This is a genomic window from Rheinheimera gaetbuli (assembly GCF_054781935.1).
This window is the reverse complement of the sequence record NZ_BAAGTL010000028.1, coordinates 43,590-60,125: the sequence shown is the minus strand read 5'-3', so window position 1 is coordinate 60,125 and position 16,536 is coordinate 43,590. Positions and strand designations below refer to the sequence as shown.

At 50.3% G+C, this 16,536-nt stretch carries 14 protein-coding genes; 5 read left to right on the top strand and 9 right to left on the bottom strand.

The features are described from left to right. Positions 1-43 precede the first annotated feature (43 nt). Positions 44-409, bottom strand: coding sequence for a hypothetical protein (locus ACYVIC_RS16665; protein WP_460861765.1), 366 nt, complete (start codon positions 407-409; stop codon positions 44-46). 235 nt (positions 410-644) lie between these two features. Here ACYVIC_RS16665 and ACYVIC_RS16660 point away from each other — a divergent pair, with 235 nt between their 5' ends. The 4 genes from ACYVIC_RS16660 to moeB all read left to right on the top strand — a co-directional run bounded on the left by ACYVIC_RS16660 (position 645) and on the right by moeB (position 4,313). Next, positions 645-2,378, top strand: a complete 1,734-nt coding sequence (locus tag ACYVIC_RS16660; protein ID WP_460861764.1) for a substrate-binding domain-containing protein — start codon at positions 645-647, stop codon at positions 2,376-2,378. A gap of 38 nt (positions 2,379-2,416) precedes the next feature. Beyond that, complete coding sequence (locus ACYVIC_RS16655; RefSeq protein WP_460861762.1) at positions 2,417-3,082, top strand: hypothetical protein; 666 nt, start codon at positions 2,417-2,419, stop codon at positions 3,080-3,082. 75 nt (positions 3,083-3,157) lie between these two features. Next, positions 3,158-3,556, top strand: a complete 399-nt coding sequence (locus ACYVIC_RS16650) for a YbaN family protein (protein WP_460861761.1) — start codon at positions 3,158-3,160, stop codon at positions 3,554-3,556. Then, positions 3,543-4,313, top strand: coding sequence for a molybdopterin-synthase adenylyltransferase MoeB (moeB, locus tag ACYVIC_RS16645; RefSeq protein WP_460861760.1), 771 nt, complete (start codon positions 3,543-3,545; stop codon positions 4,311-4,313). Before ACYVIC_RS16650 ends, moeB begins: the two co-directional genes overlap by 14 nt. A 100-nt stretch (positions 4,314-4,413) precedes the next feature. On the opposite strand, the gene ACYVIC_RS16640 is transcribed toward moeB, so the two are convergent. After that, on the bottom strand, positions 4,414-4,947 hold the full coding sequence (locus ACYVIC_RS16640; RefSeq protein WP_460861758.1) for a PEP-CTERM sorting domain-containing protein: 534 nt from the start codon (positions 4,945-4,947) through the stop codon (positions 4,414-4,416). A 61-nt stretch (positions 4,948-5,008) separates the two neighbouring features. Further along, on the bottom strand, positions 5,009-8,209 hold the full coding sequence (locus tag ACYVIC_RS16635) for a S8 family serine peptidase (protein WP_460861757.1): 3,201 nt from the start codon (positions 8,207-8,209) through the stop codon (positions 5,009-5,011). 506 nt (positions 8,210-8,715) lie between these two features. Between ACYVIC_RS16635 and ACYVIC_RS16630 the strand changes: the two genes are divergently transcribed. Further along, positions 8,716-8,886 (top strand): hypothetical protein, encoded by a 171-nt coding sequence (locus ACYVIC_RS16630; protein ID WP_460861755.1) that lies wholly within the window; start codon positions 8,716-8,718, stop codon positions 8,884-8,886. Here ACYVIC_RS16630 and ACYVIC_RS16625 read toward each other — a convergent pair. From ACYVIC_RS16625 to ACYVIC_RS16600, 6 genes are all read right to left on the bottom strand, one after another. Continuing rightward, positions 8,876-10,288, bottom strand: coding sequence for a sensor histidine kinase (locus tag ACYVIC_RS16625; RefSeq protein WP_460861753.1), 1,413 nt, complete (start codon positions 10,286-10,288; stop codon positions 8,876-8,878). The genes ACYVIC_RS16630 and ACYVIC_RS16625 overlap by 11 nt on opposite strands. Further along, positions 10,285-10,980: a response regulator transcription factor gene (locus tag ACYVIC_RS16620; RefSeq protein WP_460861751.1), complete on the bottom strand. Its 696-nt coding sequence runs from the start codon at positions 10,978-10,980 to the stop codon at positions 10,285-10,287. The genes ACYVIC_RS16625 and ACYVIC_RS16620 overlap by 4 nt, the downstream gene beginning before the upstream one ends. Positions 10,981-11,008: 28 nt before the next feature. After that, on the bottom strand, positions 11,009-12,127 hold the full coding sequence (locus ACYVIC_RS16615; RefSeq protein WP_460861750.1) for a type 1 glutamine amidotransferase domain-containing protein: 1,119 nt from the start codon (positions 12,125-12,127) through the stop codon (positions 11,009-11,011). Between the two features lie 111 nt (positions 12,128-12,238). Further along, positions 12,239-14,764, bottom strand: a complete 2,526-nt coding sequence (locus ACYVIC_RS16610; protein WP_460861748.1) for an ABC transporter permease — start codon at positions 14,762-14,764, stop codon at positions 12,239-12,241. Next, entirely contained in the window at positions 14,751-15,455 is a 705-nt protein-coding gene (locus ACYVIC_RS16605) for an ABC transporter ATP-binding protein (RefSeq protein WP_019674548.1), read from the bottom strand. The genes ACYVIC_RS16610 and ACYVIC_RS16605 overlap by 14 nt, the downstream gene beginning before the upstream one ends. Positions 15,456-15,804: 349 nt before the next feature. Continuing rightward, entirely contained in the window at positions 15,805-16,353 is a 549-nt protein-coding gene (locus ACYVIC_RS16600; RefSeq protein WP_460861745.1) for a hypothetical protein, read from the bottom strand. Positions 16,354-16,536 lie beyond the last annotated feature (183 nt).

Genomic DNA, 16,536 nt, shown 5'->3' with positions numbered 1-16,536 from the left:
CCACCGGCAGCAGTTAGCTTAGCTACTGCTGCCGGCGTATAAATTAACCGAATAACTTCATGATTGCTTGATAACGCTGTTCTTCAGGCAGCTCTGCCAGTTTACGGCTTAGTGCTGCAGTTGGACGGATAACCGAACCGTTTAACACCTCACGTAACAGTTTTCTGATGTCCTGCTCCGTTGCTACTGGCTTAGTTTGTACGGTTTTACCTAACAATACCCGGCACTCATTCGCCGCTGGGGTAAAACCCAGTTTGTCACTATACGCATTCAGATGCGCAGCTGAAGTGTTGCTTGCGGCCAGTTTACAGTACTCGGTATTTGAATAAACATAAGTATTGTTGCTTGCATGGCTTTCAGCACTGATAACAGCCAGAGTAGATAATAACGCGATAGATGCCAGTTTCATTTTAAGCCCTTTAGATACATGATTTAACTGCTGGCTATGTTAGACATTAATGGTGACAGTTCTGTGTAAGATACACGAGATAAAACAGAGCTTAACCATAAGAATAACTAATGGTTAAAGCGGAGTTTGCTACAGTTACTGTTATGTGGTTGTTCGCCAGATGCTGTCATGTTGCTGCAATATCTTGCCGCTATTTTAGTAGCGTTGTTTTATCAGCAGTTAATCAGGTGTTGCAGTGAGTTCAAATGCTAATAATGCTTTAAATCTGGCGTCCGCGTTGACGCAACTGGCACAGCTTTGCCAAAGTCATTTTCAAATCCAGTTATCGGCAGACAAACTGCAAAGCGATAAGCTTTATCGCGACAGCGTGCTGGCCGAGTTAGCACAGTTGGATGAGCCCAAACTGCAGTCGTTGTTAGCGCAAATACAGCAGTTGGCCATGCCCGGTGCTGGCAGCACTGAGACGGCGCCGCTGGCATCAACGGCGGTGCCAAAGCCAGCGCCAAACGTTAAACCGCTAGCAGTAGCGCTACCTGCCACGGCAATGTGGTCGGTGTTAGCTCTGGTGCTGCTAACCAGTCTGGCAGCAGGTATATGGTATCTGCTTGGTAGTACATCACAGCCAGTGAGCGCTAATGCGGCCCCGCTTAGCACAGTAACCACTGGAAATGCAGCCATAGCGCAACCTGTTGTGGAGGCTACGTTGCCTGAGGTTAATGCTGAGCTTGTGCTGCGGCTACATGGCTCAAACACCGTGGGCGAAAAGCTGGCACCGGCGTTACTGGAAGCGTTTTTGGCTGCGCAGGGGGCCTCGCAATTTAACTGGATAAAACAGCAAGCAGAGGTTGAACGACTGCTTAATTTTGATAACAGCAGCGGGCCTGCCCGGATACAGCTGCATGCACATGGTTCCAGCACGGCATTTAAAGATTTGCTAAGCGGTAAAGCGGATGTCGGCATGTCGTCGCGCCGGATCAGCACAGCTGAGACAGACACAGCGCGCTCATTGCTTGGCGATTTAAGCAAAATAGGTAACGAACATATTATCGCGCTGGACGGCCTGGCTATTATTGTTAACCAAAACAACCCGCTAAAAGCCATATCCACAGAAACGCTGGCAAAGGTGTTTTCCGGCGAGATCACCAACTGGTCGCAGCTTGGCGGCGCCGACAGGCCTGTTGTCTTGCTGGCGCGGGATAATAATTCCGGTACCTTTGATACCTTTAACAGTTTAGTGCTGAAAAAGTTTGCCAGGCAATTAAGCGCAGAAGCACAACGTTTTGAATCGAGCACTGAGCTGTCTGTAGCGGTGTCACAAGATGAGGCGGCGATTGGTTTTATTGGCTTAAATTACATTTCTTATAACAAAGCACTGGCGATCTCTGAAGGTGGTGACACCACACCTATTTATCCAACCCGCTTTACGGTAAGTACAGAAGACTATGCGCTGTCCCGTCGTTTGTATTTGTATACACCTACTGGCGCATCGCAAATGGCGAAAGATTTTGCCCAGTTTGCTATCTCTGAGCAGGGGCAGGCGCTGGTTGAGCAAACCGGCCTGATCTCTCAAAATATCCGGATAGAAAAAGTGTTTCCGATAGATAGCGCGCCGCCGTCTTACAACCGCTATGCCGAGACTGGCCAGCGTTTGTCGTTAAACTTCCGCTTTAATTACGGCGAGAACGATTTAGATAACAAAGGTAAGCGTGACTTGCAGCGTTTAATAAGTTTTATGGAGCAAAATAGCGGCCGGCGTCTGGTGTTAATGGGCTTTTCTGACTCGGTAGGCGCAGTCGTTAAAAATGCCGACCTGGCCATGCGCCGTGCCAAAGCGGTTGAGCGCGAGCTGGTATCACGTGGTATTGCGGTTATGGCGGTAGAGTCATATGGCGAGCTGTTGCCGGTGGCCAACAACGATACAGATGCCGGGCGGGAGCGCAACCGCCGGGTTGAAGTTTGGGTTATCTGACATGCACATAGGCTTAATGCAAATATAAGGATCAGCATATGTACCGGTTTTTATCTGACGCGACTAATTTAAAGGCGGTATTTAGCAGTTACAGCACCTTGGAGGCACTTAACGTAAAAGGTGTTATTGAACAGGTGGTGCAGCAGCTAAAAATTCCTTCAAAAGCCTTGTTGGAGCATATGGAGCAAGAAGGCATAGTGCTAAGCGATGTTGCGCAGACTTCACCTGATGAAGGCAATTGGGCTGCGCTGTCTGAAACTGTGATAAGAAGCCATCTGCGTGCCACCTTTGTTAACCATAATAAATTGTATGCCGCGCTTTCTGTGTTAAGTTTGGCGCAACAAGTTGAAATACGGGACTTACTGGTTGTTGTAAGTAGTTACTTACGTTTACCCTCAGACACCTTGCTGCGGCGTATGCAAGAGGAGGGCCTGACACTGGATAAACTGGGCGTTACCGTGCCGGTTGCAGATAAAGTGACACAGGTACGGCAAAAGCTAAATGCGCTATCGCAGCATGCTGTTACTGAAAACCCGGCTGAAGTAACAACGTTAGCGCCCGGTGATCTTGCTAGTCTGGCTAGCCTGAAACAGCGGATCAGCGAGCTAAAACAGCAAAGCGACAACGCTGAAAGCGATATTCATTTGGCTGGGAATGTTGTTAGCCTTACCGGTGCCGTTGGCAAACTAAAAGCCAGTATGTAGCTATAGCTTCGCCCGATGTTATGGTAGATTGTGCCGGTTAATTCAACGCATTAATTACCGGAGAATAACGTTTTTATGCTGCACTACGGCCGCATATTGTTTTGGCGTACGCTGGCTGTGGTCAGTTTACTGTTGGGTCTTATTGGTATTCCGCTGCCGGTGCTGCCAACGGTGCCGTTTATCTTACTTAGCGCCTGGGCGGCCGGCAAAGGCTGGCCAGCGCTGGAGCGGCGTTTATTAGCCCATGCCACGCTTGGCCCGCCTATTTTGGCCTGGCGCCAACATGGTGTCGTGCCGCGACGTGCCAAATATCTGGCCAGCGCCATGATGCTGTTCAGCGTGCTGCTGCTGCAGTTATCGGCGGCACCGCTACTGTTAAAACTGCTGCTACCGTGCTTTTTGCTGCTGGTCGCTATCTGGCTATGGCGCCGCCCTGAACTGGTTTTGCTGGATAAACACCATGACAACTGCTGATAATCCAACTGAACTGAACGCTCAGCAAGCACTGCGTTATAGCCGGCAACTGATGCTGCCAGCCATGGATTTTCGTGGCCAGGAAGCCCTGCTGGCCAGCAAAGTGCTGCTAATTGGCATGGGCGGGCTTGGCTGTGCCGCTACGCCCTATTTGGTGGCCAGTGGTGTCGGTAGCATCACGCTGGTAGACGACGACACGATCGAGCGCAGCAATTTACAGCGGCAAATATTGTACCGCGAAGCCGATATTGGCCAGAGTAAAGCCGGGCAGGCGGCAGCAAGCTTACGCCAGCTAAATTCTGAGATTGCAATACATACCTTGCAACAACGTTTAACCGCGGATGATTTAGCACGGTTGGTGCCACAGTATTCATTGGTGCTCGACTGTACTGATAATTTAACTACCCGAAATGCAATAAACACCGCCTGTGTTAAGGCCCGGGTGCCGCTGGTCTCTGGCGCGGCAATCCGCTTTGAAGGGCAGGTAGCCAGCTTTAGCATGCAGGGCGACAGCGCTTGTTATCACTGTTTAAGCCAGTTGTTTGGCGAGCAGCAACTAACGTGCATGGAAGCCGGTATTTTAAGCCCGGTAGTTGGTATTATTGGCACTATGCAGGCACTGGAAGCAGTAAAAATTCTCGCCGCTGTTGGCACACCGCTGTATGGCAAGTTACAGCTGTTTGATGGCTTAACCAGTCAATGGCGCCAGTTTAGTTTAAATAAAGACTCGCTATGTAGTGTCTGTGGTGTCAGCTAATTGCAGCTCAGGGACCGGATTGTACATTTGGTTACAGCCAACGCAGCGTATTAATTAATAAAAAACCCAGCAATGCTGGGTTTAATTTAACCAATATAGCTTACAGTATACGTCTGCGGCGCATCAGTAATCCGCCCATTGCCAAGACAAATAAAGCAATAGTAGACGGGGCTGAAACGACTTGGGCTGTGCCAAACGATAACGTATCAAAACCGACAAAATCACCATTAATGTCTGTTACTTCAAGGGTGCCAAAACCTAATAACGCCTCCACAATCAAATAGTAGCGCAAGGTATCAGCCCCGAAACCGACATCATCACCGTCGAACTCGAAAAATTCGATACCAGCAAAGATGTTGTCACTATCAACAACAGCTGAAAAGCCAAATATATCAAACACATCTAACCCGAAAAGCCTAAAGCTGACCAAGGTTATCTCGCCGTATGCACTATCCAGCAGCGAACCTGTGTTAAGTAAACTATCATCAATGGCAATTTCTATATAACCAATGTTGCCGTATATATCGCCAATAATGTCCTGTTTAATCAGAGCCGCATTGGCGGCAAAAGATGTTGAAAATATTAATGTTATTGCTAATAAAGATTTACTGATCAGTTTTGTCAGAGATTTCATTATCTACTTCCTTTTTTATTTTAATTGCCGGGATAGACCTGCTACCCCGGCGTTTTCTTAATTACGGCTGAACAACTTCTAACGCCGTCGTCCCTTGTACTTCACCGTTGCCATCAGTAAAGGTAACGGTACCCATGTATAAACCTGGCGTTAAACCACGGGTTCTTACGCTGATATTTTGCATGCGATTTTTCACCGCGCGGCTTGATGCAGAAACCACGGTAGATGCTTCGGTGCCATCGAGGATCCATATCAGTGAAGAATAATCAACACTCGCATTGCCGAGTAAATCTACACCCTGCACCATTAACAAATAAAAGTTGATGTCAGTGTTTTGCGAGTTTTGTGGATTAACGATGATAATATCTTCGTTTGCGTCCGGGCCTTTAGAGTTCTGGAATGGTGAGCAGCCAGCTGCACGGCATGCCCATAGTTCCAGGTCTAAGTTTGTACCTGGTACGCTGACTAAGGCGTCGCGGGTGCTTATTCTCAGTAAGGTTGACCCCGCAGGTACTTCAAACGTGGTGTAGTAGCTTGCTGACGCGACGTTAGTTGCAAAGCTAAATTCGCCCGGGTTGCTAGGTGAGGTTTTATTTGACGCAAACGGTAAGCTCAGGCCTTGATGTGTAGTGCTAAAATCACCTGAATATAACGTCTCGACAAAGAACAATGCCCGGTCTCGGTTTAGTTGTAACGACACGGTCTCTGGTACAACGATAGTCTCTGCAGGTACCTGCTTCAGCGCAATCGGGCTGCGAACCGTTAAACCATCAGTGCGCTCAAGCGTTACCGAACCAAATACCCATTGATCAACCGGGAAGCCAGGCACCGAGTTGAACGTTAAGCTGTAGCTGGCAGTGCCACCTGGCGCAACTTCTAATAATCCACTAGCTACCGGGGCGCCATTTGCATCAAAGGTTGCAACGTTAACGTTGGTACCCTCTGGTGCATCAACTACGACGTTGTAAGTACCGCCACTGCCTGATACGTCAGTTACTGTGCGAGAAATTGTTTCTGTTCCTGCAAAGTTACCAATTGAAATTGATGGGTAGTTCAACTGGCTGGCATCGGTTGCAAAACCTGCGTTAGCAATGGCAGTACAATCAAAGCCAAAGCGGGCAGATGACACTAAACCAGCTTCGCCCTGGCCACACAGGAATCCAAGGTAATCACCAAGGTTAGCACTGTACACCAAGCCCGGATTTAATGATGAGGCAGGAGCAACATGACCGGCGCCAAAATCAAACGGATCAGCAGGTGTGCTGCCATTTTCTTTCACCAGGTTTTGACGAGCTGTTGTCATGATCGCAGATTTGATTTGTGCAGGAGTCCACCCAGGGTACTGACCCGCTAACAATGCAGCCATACCAGCAATGTGGGGGCTGGACATTGACGTACCTTGCAGATAAGCAAAGTTTTCACCTTGTGAGTTGCCACCAAATTGCAATTGTTGCGGACTAGTGGCAGCTAAAATACGTACACCAGGAGCAGTAATGTCGGGCTTAAGGATGTCACCACTTTGTGTATTTACACCGCGTGATGAGAAATTCGCCATAATATTACCGACTTCAACCGCCTCAATTGCGGCACCATTCAGTGACATCGTAACATTGACGGTACCTGCATCGACGCTATCAGCAAGCGCTACACCATCAGCGTTGAATATCATTACACCTGGAATGCCAATGCCAGGATCAGTCCCGCCCATGGCGATAGGGGTGCCACTGGTGTTATACACTACCACGCCTATTGCGCCGGCAGCCTCTGCGTTGGCCATTTTGTCGGTGAATGCACAGCCACCACGAACAATAAGGGCAATTTTACCGCTAACATTGCCGTCTACCGGTCCGCAAGCTTGTATTGGGTTAGCCAATGCCAAATCGGCTGTTAAACCACCCTCTGGAACTGCGGTACCAATTGCAGCCGGCACTGAGAAGAAAGAACTGCCAGATAAAGTACCACTGTTGACGGAAAGTGCCCGACCAATAGCCGCTGATATACCGTCATAGGTTGACGCTGCAACAGTTGCAATCCACGGCGCAATGTTGCTTACTGTAGCTGCAGTAGGGCCACTGTTGCCAGCTGACGCTGAAAAGAACACGCCGGCATTGGCTGCACTTAACGATGCGTTGTAGACAGGGCTGTTAATCGCTTGAGAGTTGCCAATGGAGTAGTTTAATACATCAACGCCGTCAACGACGGCCTGGTCTATCGCCGCCAGGCTATCACCAAAGAAACAGCCTCTTTCTGGTGTACCTTGTGGGTTGACGTAATTTGAATTCCAGCAAACTTTATACGCAGCAATGCGCGCGCGCGGCGCCACACCTGATACTACGCCAACCTCAGCACCACTGATAACCGCTGTAACACCCGAGTTACCCGCTGCGGTTGATGCAGTGTGGCTGCCGTGGCCATCTTCGTCCCGGGCAGAAGCAAATGTGCCCAAACCAAACTGCATTTCGTATAAGCTTGAAAAGGTACTGCCGAAATAACGTGCACCAATAAGTTTGTTGTTACACGTGAAGCTGTCAGCTGGCGCCGTTGAGTCATCATAAATCACTTCGCCATTTCGGCTAAATGAGCCAACACTACCTACATTACACTCACCGGCCCATCCTTCAGGCGCTGGACCGTAAGTATTGGCGGCACTGGTTGCCGCATCACTAAACGAGGGGTTTTCTGGCCAGATGCCGGAGTCCAGAATGCCTACAATAATATCTTCGCCTGTAATACCAATGTCATGTAAACCATCGCCCGCTGTACTTACTAATCCCAGGAATGTTGGTGTATTAGATGTTTGTAGTTGATGTATTTCATCAGGATAAACTGAGGCAACATCTGGGTGGTTGCTAATCGCTCTTAGCTGCGCAGGCGAAAGGCGAGCTGAAAAACCATTAAAAGTATGGGCGTAACGGTTAAGTACTTCGACTACGCCTGTTTCAGTTGCCACCGACTCTTGTTTAGCTTTTATTGCTGCAACATAAGCTTTAATTTTTGGCGAGTTAGCATTGTAGTTATTACCTGATATGGCAACAATTTGGTTGCTAGGGATCAGCTCACCAAGTTGAATAGCCATATTAATTGCAGTGGCGTCTTTAAGCTCGACAATATATAGCCCTGACGCGGACTGTGCGACCGGTGTATTACCCGTTGAGGATAGTTGGCTGGCATCAACCTGAATAATATAGGGTGATGCACTTACATGTGCGCCGGCCAAAGCGGTCGATATTGCAATCCCTAGTAGATACTTATTACATTTCATTTACTTCTCCCTTTTACATCATTTTTATTCCCTTAACCCGGTAGCCAAATGCTTATAAATGTCAAACCGTGGCGGGTGGTTTTTCTCTTATTAACAATGGTTTACTCAGGGTTAAAGAGTCCGATGGTTGTTGTTTTTGTTATACCTTAATTTTTTATTATTAAAATTAGGGCGGGTTATTTGTAACTCATGTAGTCAAATCTGTTTGACGCAAAATGTGGGCCATGTAATTAAGTATCTATTTTTAAATGTGATATTTTCATTTTGCAGGGTTGAAATTTTAAAAGTGTAAAAGTAGTTGACAGATCCTGGTTGTTTAATAAATAAAAAAACGCCATTAAATCTATAGTTTTAACGCATGTGAATGCCACATCGTTAACCTGTATTTGTAAATTTAATGGGTGTATTTATCATCGTTGAAAAATGGCCAATTTTCAGGGGCACAGACGCCGTTTGTTTAATCAGCCGCTGTTTTGATTTCACGCCGGTTTCACAAGCCCGGCGTTATGTTGATTAACCTGACGTTACGCTTTACTAAAATCGACAGCGCAATACTGCCACAACAGCAGCAGATGAGGATGAAGGGCACCTTTGCTTTTTTTACGCAAATTGATGAAGTCTCGACTGACACCTTCTCAGGTTATCGCTATGTCGGCGATGGCAACGTTAGTGACTAAACCCGACACTGACCATGGTACCCGTACTTATTCTAACGGGGCTGCAGTTACCGTGGTCGCTGCTGCCCTGATCGATACGACCACCGCTGCTGACGCTCATCTGCCAGCCCTGATGCTCGCACAATCGTTTGACGATGGCTAAACCAAAACCAAAGCCGGTACTGTGCCGGCCTTTTACCCCGGCCTCGGTGATATGCGGGTAAATATCGGCCGCTATGCCCGGGCCGGTGTCGCGGATCTGCAGGCAGTTATCACTAAAGGCAATGCTTACCTCACCGGCTTCAGTGTATTTAAAGGCATTACTCAGCAAATTATCCAGCAGCACTTTTAGCATATCGGCATTGGCATTAATGTTAACCTGGCAACTGTCACACAGCTGAACCGTCACCGGCTTGCCTTGTAGTAGCATGCTGTTGTCTAAAATTGCCCGCTCGAGCAGCGGCATCAAATCAGTGCGGCTATCTTTGTCGGCGGCATGCTCTTCTCTGGCCAGAATAAGCAAGGTTTGCACCGTTTTTTCCATTTGTACCGCAGCATCGTATATGCGCGTCATTAGCTGCTGATCGGTGCCAGGCCCTGTCCGTGGGTGAGCAGTGTGTTGCTGAGTAGTTTGTTGATAGCCGGTTTGTTGGCTTTGCCATAGCTCCACCGCGTTTTTAATTACGGCCAGCGGGGTGCGCAGCTCGTGGCTTACATCGGCGGTAAAGCTTTTTTCGCGCTCAAGCGCGCGGGCGATACCGCTCAGGCTCTGCTGTAGTGTGCGGGCTAAAATGCCCACTTCATCGTTGGCAAATTGGTTGGCAAACTGGCTGGCAAAATGTTTAGAAAATTGCTGCGGCAAATGCTGTGGATCAACGCTATCGACCAGTGCTGCCAGTTGTTTCAGCGGCCGGGTGGTGCGGCGGCTGACAAACCAGGCGATAAGGCAGGCAATGCTGCTGACAAGCAGGGCGCTGATAAACAAAAATTGCAACACACCACCACTAATAGGCCGCACCAGTAACTGCTGGCTCACTTCGGCCAGCAGCAACACCTCTGGCTGAGCAATCACCGTGTACAAATGATAATGCAAGCCCTGCTGTCCGAAAAACTCTTTGCGCTCTGGCTCTGCCAGTGCTTTGTAGCGTATTTCATCGGGCAGGGTGTCGCGGTGAAAGTGCAGTTGCATCGAGTCGCTTCTTGGCGCGGGCCAGCTACCTGTTTGCTGATAATGCGTACTAAGGTAGGCCGCTTCCTGCTGCAACTGCTGTTCAATAAAACTGTCTTCCAGCGTATACATCAGGGTAAAAGAAATAAGGCTGTAAACGGCAGAAATAACCAGAGTGAAAACACAAAACTGCACGACGATACGCCGGCTTAAACTGTGAAATTTGGTGCTGTTGTTGGCGGTTTTTGCGCTCATGCTGCGGCTATCTCCAGCGTAAAACCGACGCCAAATACGGTTTTTAACAGCGGATAAGCAAAAGGCTTATCCAGCACTGTGCGTAACTGATAAATATGCGAGCGCAGCGCGTCAGACTCTGTCGGCTCATCACGCCACAAATGCTGGCTTAGTTCGCTGCGGCTGACCACCTGCGGGTAGGCTTCTGCCAACAGCAGCAGAATGTTATAACCCATCGTATTAAGTGCCAGCTGCTGGCCATCGCGTTTGGCTATTCTGCGCTGTTTATCCAGCACTAACGGCCCCAGAGTTATCGTGTGCTGCTGTTGCAACAGATGACGGCGCGACAACGCCAGGCAACGCACTTCCAGCTCCTGTAACGCAAACGGTTTGGTCAGATAATCGTCGGTGCCAACATGAAAACCAGCCAGCTTGTCATCGATGCTGTCGCGGGCGGTGAGCATTAGCAGCGGAACATGGCGGTCGGCCTGTTGCCGCAGCGCTGTGCATAACTGCAGGCCGTCCATACCCGGCAGGTTCAGATCTAAAATGATCAGGTCGTAATGCTGTTGCAGTGCCAACGCCAGCCCCTGTTTGCCATTGCTGGCAAAATCAAAGATATGGCCTTTTTGCTCCATATAGTCGGCAATGTTTTTCGCAATGCTCAGCTCATCTTCAATCAGCAGTACCTGCAGGGCGGCGGGCTTGTTCATCACTCAATCCATTCAATACAGTTTAAGGCTATAAAGTCGCTAACAGCGCTGTTGCTGCGGCAAAATCGGGCTTAGCGGCCAAGATCTGCTGCAGGGTGGCCTGTGCTGCGGCCTTGTCGCCCAGTTTAAGCTGAGTTTGTGCAATAGCCATATCCAGCGACGGGTTGTTAATGGCGCTTTGGCCCGCTTGCATCAGCGTTAGCGCATGCTGCCACTCTTGTGTGGCGTTGGCAGTATTAAGGTAGTAATACCCGTACATGCCGAGCAATTCAAGCTGATACTGCTTGGCATCGGCCGCTAACAGCTGCGCTGTCGTAATGTTGCCGTTTAAAAGCTCAGCCACCAGTGCCAGGGTGGCATCATCTTTGTGCGGCGCCATCGGCTGTGGGGTAATGCCCAGCGATTGCAGCAGCGCGTTGGCAGCCGCCACCGTTGACGCCGGGTTTTGTCCGGTGATCAGCCGGTTATCCACGGCCACATGGCTTAGCATCATTGGGCTGTGCTCAAAGCGGCCGCCGCGCTCAGTCAGCTTGTCTTGCAGCATAAAATCAAATTTGGCCAACCACTTTTTACCAAATAAGCGCTCCTCTTCGTTGGTAAAGCCGTTTACCGCTTTATTGGCCACCAGATAGCTGCCGTCTGCCAATGTAACGTTAACCAGTGCCGCAGGGCCATGACATACCGCGGCCACTGAACCCTGCTGCTGATAAATAGCGGCGATCAGTTGCTGCAGGGCTGCATCTTTTGGTAAATCAAACATGGCGCCTTTGCCACCAACAATAAAAATGCCGTTATAGTCGCTGGCTTTTAGCTGCGCTGTACTATGGGTATTGTGTAACTTCGCCATAATCGCCGCGTCGTTCAGCACCTGTTGATTATAAGGTTTGGCCGCATCGTATTTATCGGCCTCTACAGTGCCGCCTTGCGGGCTGGCAATATCAACGCTAATGCCATGCGCCTGAAAGACTAAATACGCTTTGGCAAATTCATCAAACTCATAGCCCGGCGCTCGTTGCTCTGGCTGGCCATAGCCACTAAGTACCATAATAATACGCTTGCTGTCGGGCGCTGCTGCCATTGCTGTTTGAGTGGCTAGCGCGCAAAGCAGGGTAGTGACAATCAGGATATAAATTTTAAGTTGTTTCATTTTAGTGCTCCTTAACAATAGGGTTGCGCTGCCAGCATGGCAAAGCCGCTGTGAAACGAATGTGAAAAAATGAATGAGAAAAATGGCGGCGCTGTTTTTTGGCCATGGGTTTTACTCCGCCAGCAGCTGGCGCACCGAGCCCGACAAATTGTGCTTACTCAGCAGCATACCCAATGCCGTCACCAGCGTGACAATAACGGCCAGAGTGCCCAGCAACCAGCCCATATCAGGCTGGTAACTCAGGGAGAACTGCGACTGATAAATCAGTAATCCGGCCAGCCAGGTGGCAACAATGGCGCCACAGGCAGCAATAGCGCCGGTTACCAGCCACTCGATGCAGTTCAGCTGCAGGCAGGTGCGTTTTGACAGGCCAAAACTAAGAATAATGCTGTTCTTTTTCTGCTCTTTGGCTTCAACGGCATGCACCGAAGACAGCATCACAATGGCTGCCAGCAGCATAATTAAGCCGGCAAAGCCGCTGATAAGCCGGGTTACCATGGCAAGGCTGCTGTCAAAGCGCTGGGTTAGCTCTTGCAGCGATACCATGCGTAGCGACGGGTGTTGCTGCCACAGCTGGCCAAGTAACGAGAACTGCTGTGGCTGCAGCTCCAGGCTGGCCATGCTGTAATGCGGCGCGCTGATATGTGCCAGCGCTGCAGGCGGCATTTGCAGCCAGAAGGTAATAGCGCCGGCGCCGCTTTGGTAGGCATGCGAGGCCACAATACTAAATTCGATGTAGTGCCCGGCAATGACCAGCCCTAACTTATCGCCCAGCTGCAGACCAAGGTCGGTCATCACTTCCTGCTCCACCGACAACTGCTGCCAGTTGTCAGCTGCGCTGTGCCACCATTGGCCGTTAACCAGCCGGTTATTGCCGGGCATATCTGCGCTCCAGTGCAGCCGCACCGGGCGGTTAAAGGCTGCCAGACTGTCGCTGGGTTTTTGTATCACGTCAGAGAGCAGGCCGCCGTTGATATGGCTAAGTTGAGCGTAGATAAACGGCTTATGCTGGCGAATGGTCATGTTGTGCTGCGCCGCCCACACCTCAATGTCTGCCATTTGCGCTGCACTTGCCTGCGTTACCAATAGGTTGCCATCATGCGCCCGCTGATGGGCCGCCATATTGTCGCCCAAATCTTTTAGCAGCATCAGGGTAAACAGCAATAAGAAAGCGGCCAGCCCTATGCCTAAAATCTGTGTAGTTTTGCTCAGCAGGCGCTGCTTCATCATATACAGCGCAAACGGCAGCAAACCGGAAAACGGCTGGCTCAGCTTTTCGCCCAGCGACAATGCCAGCCAGCTCAGCGCTAACAGCAGCGCAATGCTTACCAACATCGAGCCGAGCAGCATGCTGGTCAGCAGGCCATTATCTGAGTAATGTGCCGCCACGCCTCCCAATACCAGCAAGGCGCAGCCAAACAGCACGGCGGTACTGATGCTGCGCTGCTGTTGCTGAATTAACTGCCGCACCGAGCATTGCCACAGCGCCAGCCACAACGGTAAGTTGAAGACAAAAAAAATCGTCGCGCTGGCAAACACAGCTTTTGCCGCCAGCACTATGTCGGGCTGCCAGATTAACGTGGCGAAGCTGCCGGCCAGCTCTTGCCCGGCAAAGGCATGCGCCTTTAACCATTGCAGCGCCAAGTAGTGACACAGCGCAGACAGCAGCAGTACCGGCGGTAATAGCAACAGCAGGCCGAACAGCCACTTCAACACAGAAATTTGCAGCACCCTTTGTTTCGATGCACCCAGGCTTAAACACACCGCACTGAAAAACTGCTGTTGCGGCAGTTGCGCCCGGCTAAGCTGCTGCATGGCGATGGCGGCCATAAAAAATAATAATATCGAGGCTAAACCAATAAAGTTTTCGGTACGCTGCCAAAACAAGGCAAGCGGGTGGGCGCCGTGCTTATGGTGCAGCTGCGCCGCTGGCAAATGCGTTTTTTGCCACTGCCGGATAGTAGCGATTTGCTGCGCATTGGCGCCAACCAGATAGCGGTGCTGAATAATATCGTCGGCAGCACGAAACTGCTGCAGATCCTGGCGGTGCAGCAGCGCGCGCATTTCCACGGTGTGGCCCTCCATCAACCGGTCTGGCTCATGCAGTAAAATGCGCGTTACACTCAGCTGCTGGCCGCCAATACGCAGTTGTTCGCCAATGCGCAGCCCCAAAGCGGCCAGTAAGCGCGAATCAAGCCATATTTCACCAACCGCCGGGCCCTGGCTGCTGGCTCTGTCAGGCCCGCCGGGGAATGCCGCACTGCGCAGTTCACCTTGTAGCGGGTAATCTTCGGCTACAGCTTTTAGCGTTGCCCGTTGCCATTGGTCGTTGTGGGTCAGGGTCGTGGTTAAGCTTTCAGTGAGTACAATTTGCTCTGCCATCGAAGCGAGTTCGGTGTATTGGCTGGCCGTTAGCGCAAGCGGTTGGCTTAGCACTAAATCGGCGCCCAGCAGGTTGGCTAAGTTCTGGCCCAGGTAAGCCTGAATGCTGGCGCTGGTCTGGCTTAGCGTAACAATAAACAATAGCAGAATGCCCTGTACCCAGCGCAGCACGCGCTCTTTGCTGTGCCGCTTTTGCTGCTGATAAAAATGCCAGGCCAGCTGCAGGTTATGCCGTAATTGCTCAGTAGCACGCATCTTGCACCTCACTCTGCGGCTTTGCCAGCACGGCACAGTTGCCATTGTCAAAGGCCAGCACCTGCTGTGCCCGGGCGGCCAGTGGCGGGCTATGGGTTACTATTACCAGCGCCGCACCGTTTTGCCGGCAGCAACTAAATAGCAAATCGGCCACGTCGGCGGCACTTTTGCTATCGAGATTGCCGGTGGGCTCATCGGCAAAAATAAACTTCGGTTGAAATACTAAGGCTCTGGCAATAGCGGCCCGCTGCTGCTCGCCGCCGCTGAGTTGCTGTGGTTTATGGTTAAGCCGATGGCCCAGGCCGACTTTTTCCAGCCAGTCGCTGGCCGTGGCTTCGGCATTTTTTTCGCCGCGTAATTTAAGCGGCAAGGCCACATTGTGCAGCGCGGTCAGCTCCGGCAATAAATGAAACTGCTGAAACACAAAGCCAATGTCTTGTCGCAGCTGCGTCAGCGCCATGCTACGCCCTTGCTGCAGGTAAGCCACCTGGCCGGCACTTGGCGGCTCCAGCCCTGCCATCAGCATTAATAAACTGGATTTACCCGAGCCCGACGGCCCGGTAATGGCATAAGACCGGCCTTGTTCAATGCGCAGGCTCAGCTGCTGAAACAACTGCACCTGATGGCCGTGATGGCTAAAGCTTTGACTGACATTCGTCAGTGCTATGGTACTTAAAGCGGATAGCGACATGCTGTCACCTCTTCAATGGTTTAGTCATCGAAGCGTAACGGCCATGGCGTGAAACAGATGTGAAATAGCAACCCAAATAGCCGGCTTGGCCGTTAAGATGGTACGACTTAACATCTATAACAGCTCGCGTACCTTATTTACCAGGCTCTGATAGCGCCGCGAGTTTATCAATCAGTGTTTTTGGCAACAAACGTCGCCTGCAATAAGGCTTAGGAGCCGCTGGTCTCAGGCGCTGCTATCCGCTTTTAAGGGCTGGTGGCCAGCTTTAGCATGCAGGGTGACGGCACTTGTTATCACTGTTTAAGCCAGTTGTTTGGCGGGTAGCGACTAACCAGGCCCCTAATGGCTGTTATGGCACTGGTTGCAGCAAAGTGGCAAAGTCGTCACTGGTCAGCGTTTGTTGCAATAACTTCTGTACAGCAGCTGACATAGATTGTGCAACCAGACGACAGCTTGTTTCCTCTTCCAGGCTCACGGCGTCACCACGATAAGTTGTTTGAGTGATTAATTTACGACCATTTGATGACGTCAGTTCCAGCATCAACTGCCAGCTATTTCTCCAGGAATTAAAGGTAACTTTATGCAAAATACCGGTCAATTGCAGTGCTGCGTTGTCGTCTAACAAGTTAGCTTTAGACAGTTCGGAGCGCAGAGCTGTGTCTACATAGTAAGCGTAACCGCCAGCGGCTTTAACCTGCCCCTGAGTTTGGCATTGCATGTGATCGTCGACACCCGGCGGCCGGCTGATTGCGGTGACTGCGACCGGGTTTAGTTTTAATTGTTGTAAGTGCAGCAATGTATCTGCAGAGCTTTGATATTTTGGTACTTTATAGGTTATGCAAGCCGACAGGCCGGTAGTTACAACAGCAACCATAAAAAGAGCGCTAAGTTTTTTCATGTTAATAACCTTGTGTTTGTAAGCTGAATATCGCTAAGTTTAATCGCGGCCTGTTATATTTTGGCCTGCATGTAAGAGCGGTATTGACGTGAAAGATTCATTGAAATTACATTGTTTTACAGTTTCTTCTGGTCTATCACGCCATGCAAGTCAAAGGCGTTAAGTTTAACGTTACGGCACTGT

Excerpts from the sequence above, each read along its gene's own strand:
- ACYVIC_RS16665 (WP_460861765.1), bottom strand. The coding sequence starts at position 409 with ATGAAACTGGCATCTATCGCGTTATTATCTACTCTGGCTGTTATCAGT.
- ACYVIC_RS16655 (WP_460861762.1), top strand. The coding sequence starts at position 2,417 with ATGTACCGGTTTTTATCTGACGCGACTAATTTAAAGGCGGTATTTAGC.
- ACYVIC_RS16650 (WP_460861761.1), top strand. The coding sequence starts at position 3,158 with ATGCTGCACTACGGCCGCATATTGTTTTGGCGTACGCTGGCTGTGGTC.
- moeB (WP_460861760.1), top strand. The coding sequence starts at position 3,543 with ATGACAACTGCTGATAATCCAACTGAACTGAACGCTCAGCAAGCACTG.
- ACYVIC_RS16640 (WP_460861758.1), bottom strand. The coding sequence starts at position 4,947 with ATGAAATCTCTGACAAAACTGATCAGTAAATCTTTATTAGCAATAACA.
- ACYVIC_RS16635 (WP_460861757.1), bottom strand. The coding sequence starts at position 8,209 with ATGAAATGTAATAAGTATCTACTAGGGATTGCAATATCGACCGCTTTG.
- ACYVIC_RS16630 (WP_460861755.1), top strand. The coding sequence starts at position 8,716 with ATGTTGATTAACCTGACGTTACGCTTTACTAAAATCGACAGCGCAATA.
- ACYVIC_RS16625 (WP_460861753.1), bottom strand. The coding sequence starts at position 10,288 with ATGAGCGCAAAAACCGCCAACAACAGCACCAAATTTCACAGTTTAAGC.
- ACYVIC_RS16620 (WP_460861751.1), bottom strand. The coding sequence starts at position 10,980 with ATGAACAAGCCCGCCGCCCTGCAGGTACTGCTGATTGAAGATGAGCTG.
- ACYVIC_RS16615 (WP_460861750.1), bottom strand. The coding sequence starts at position 12,127 with ATGAAACAACTTAAAATTTATATCCTGATTGTCACTACCCTGCTTTGC.
- ACYVIC_RS16610 (WP_460861748.1), bottom strand. The coding sequence starts at position 14,764 with ATGCGTGCTACTGAGCAATTACGGCATAACCTGCAGCTGGCCTGGCAT.
- ACYVIC_RS16605 (WP_019674548.1), bottom strand. The coding sequence starts at position 15,455 with ATGTCGCTATCCGCTTTAAGTACCATAGCACTGACGAATGTCAGTCAA.
- ACYVIC_RS16600 (WP_460861745.1), bottom strand. The coding sequence starts at position 16,353 with ATGAAAAAACTTAGCGCTCTTTTTATGGTTGCTGTTGTAACTACCGGC.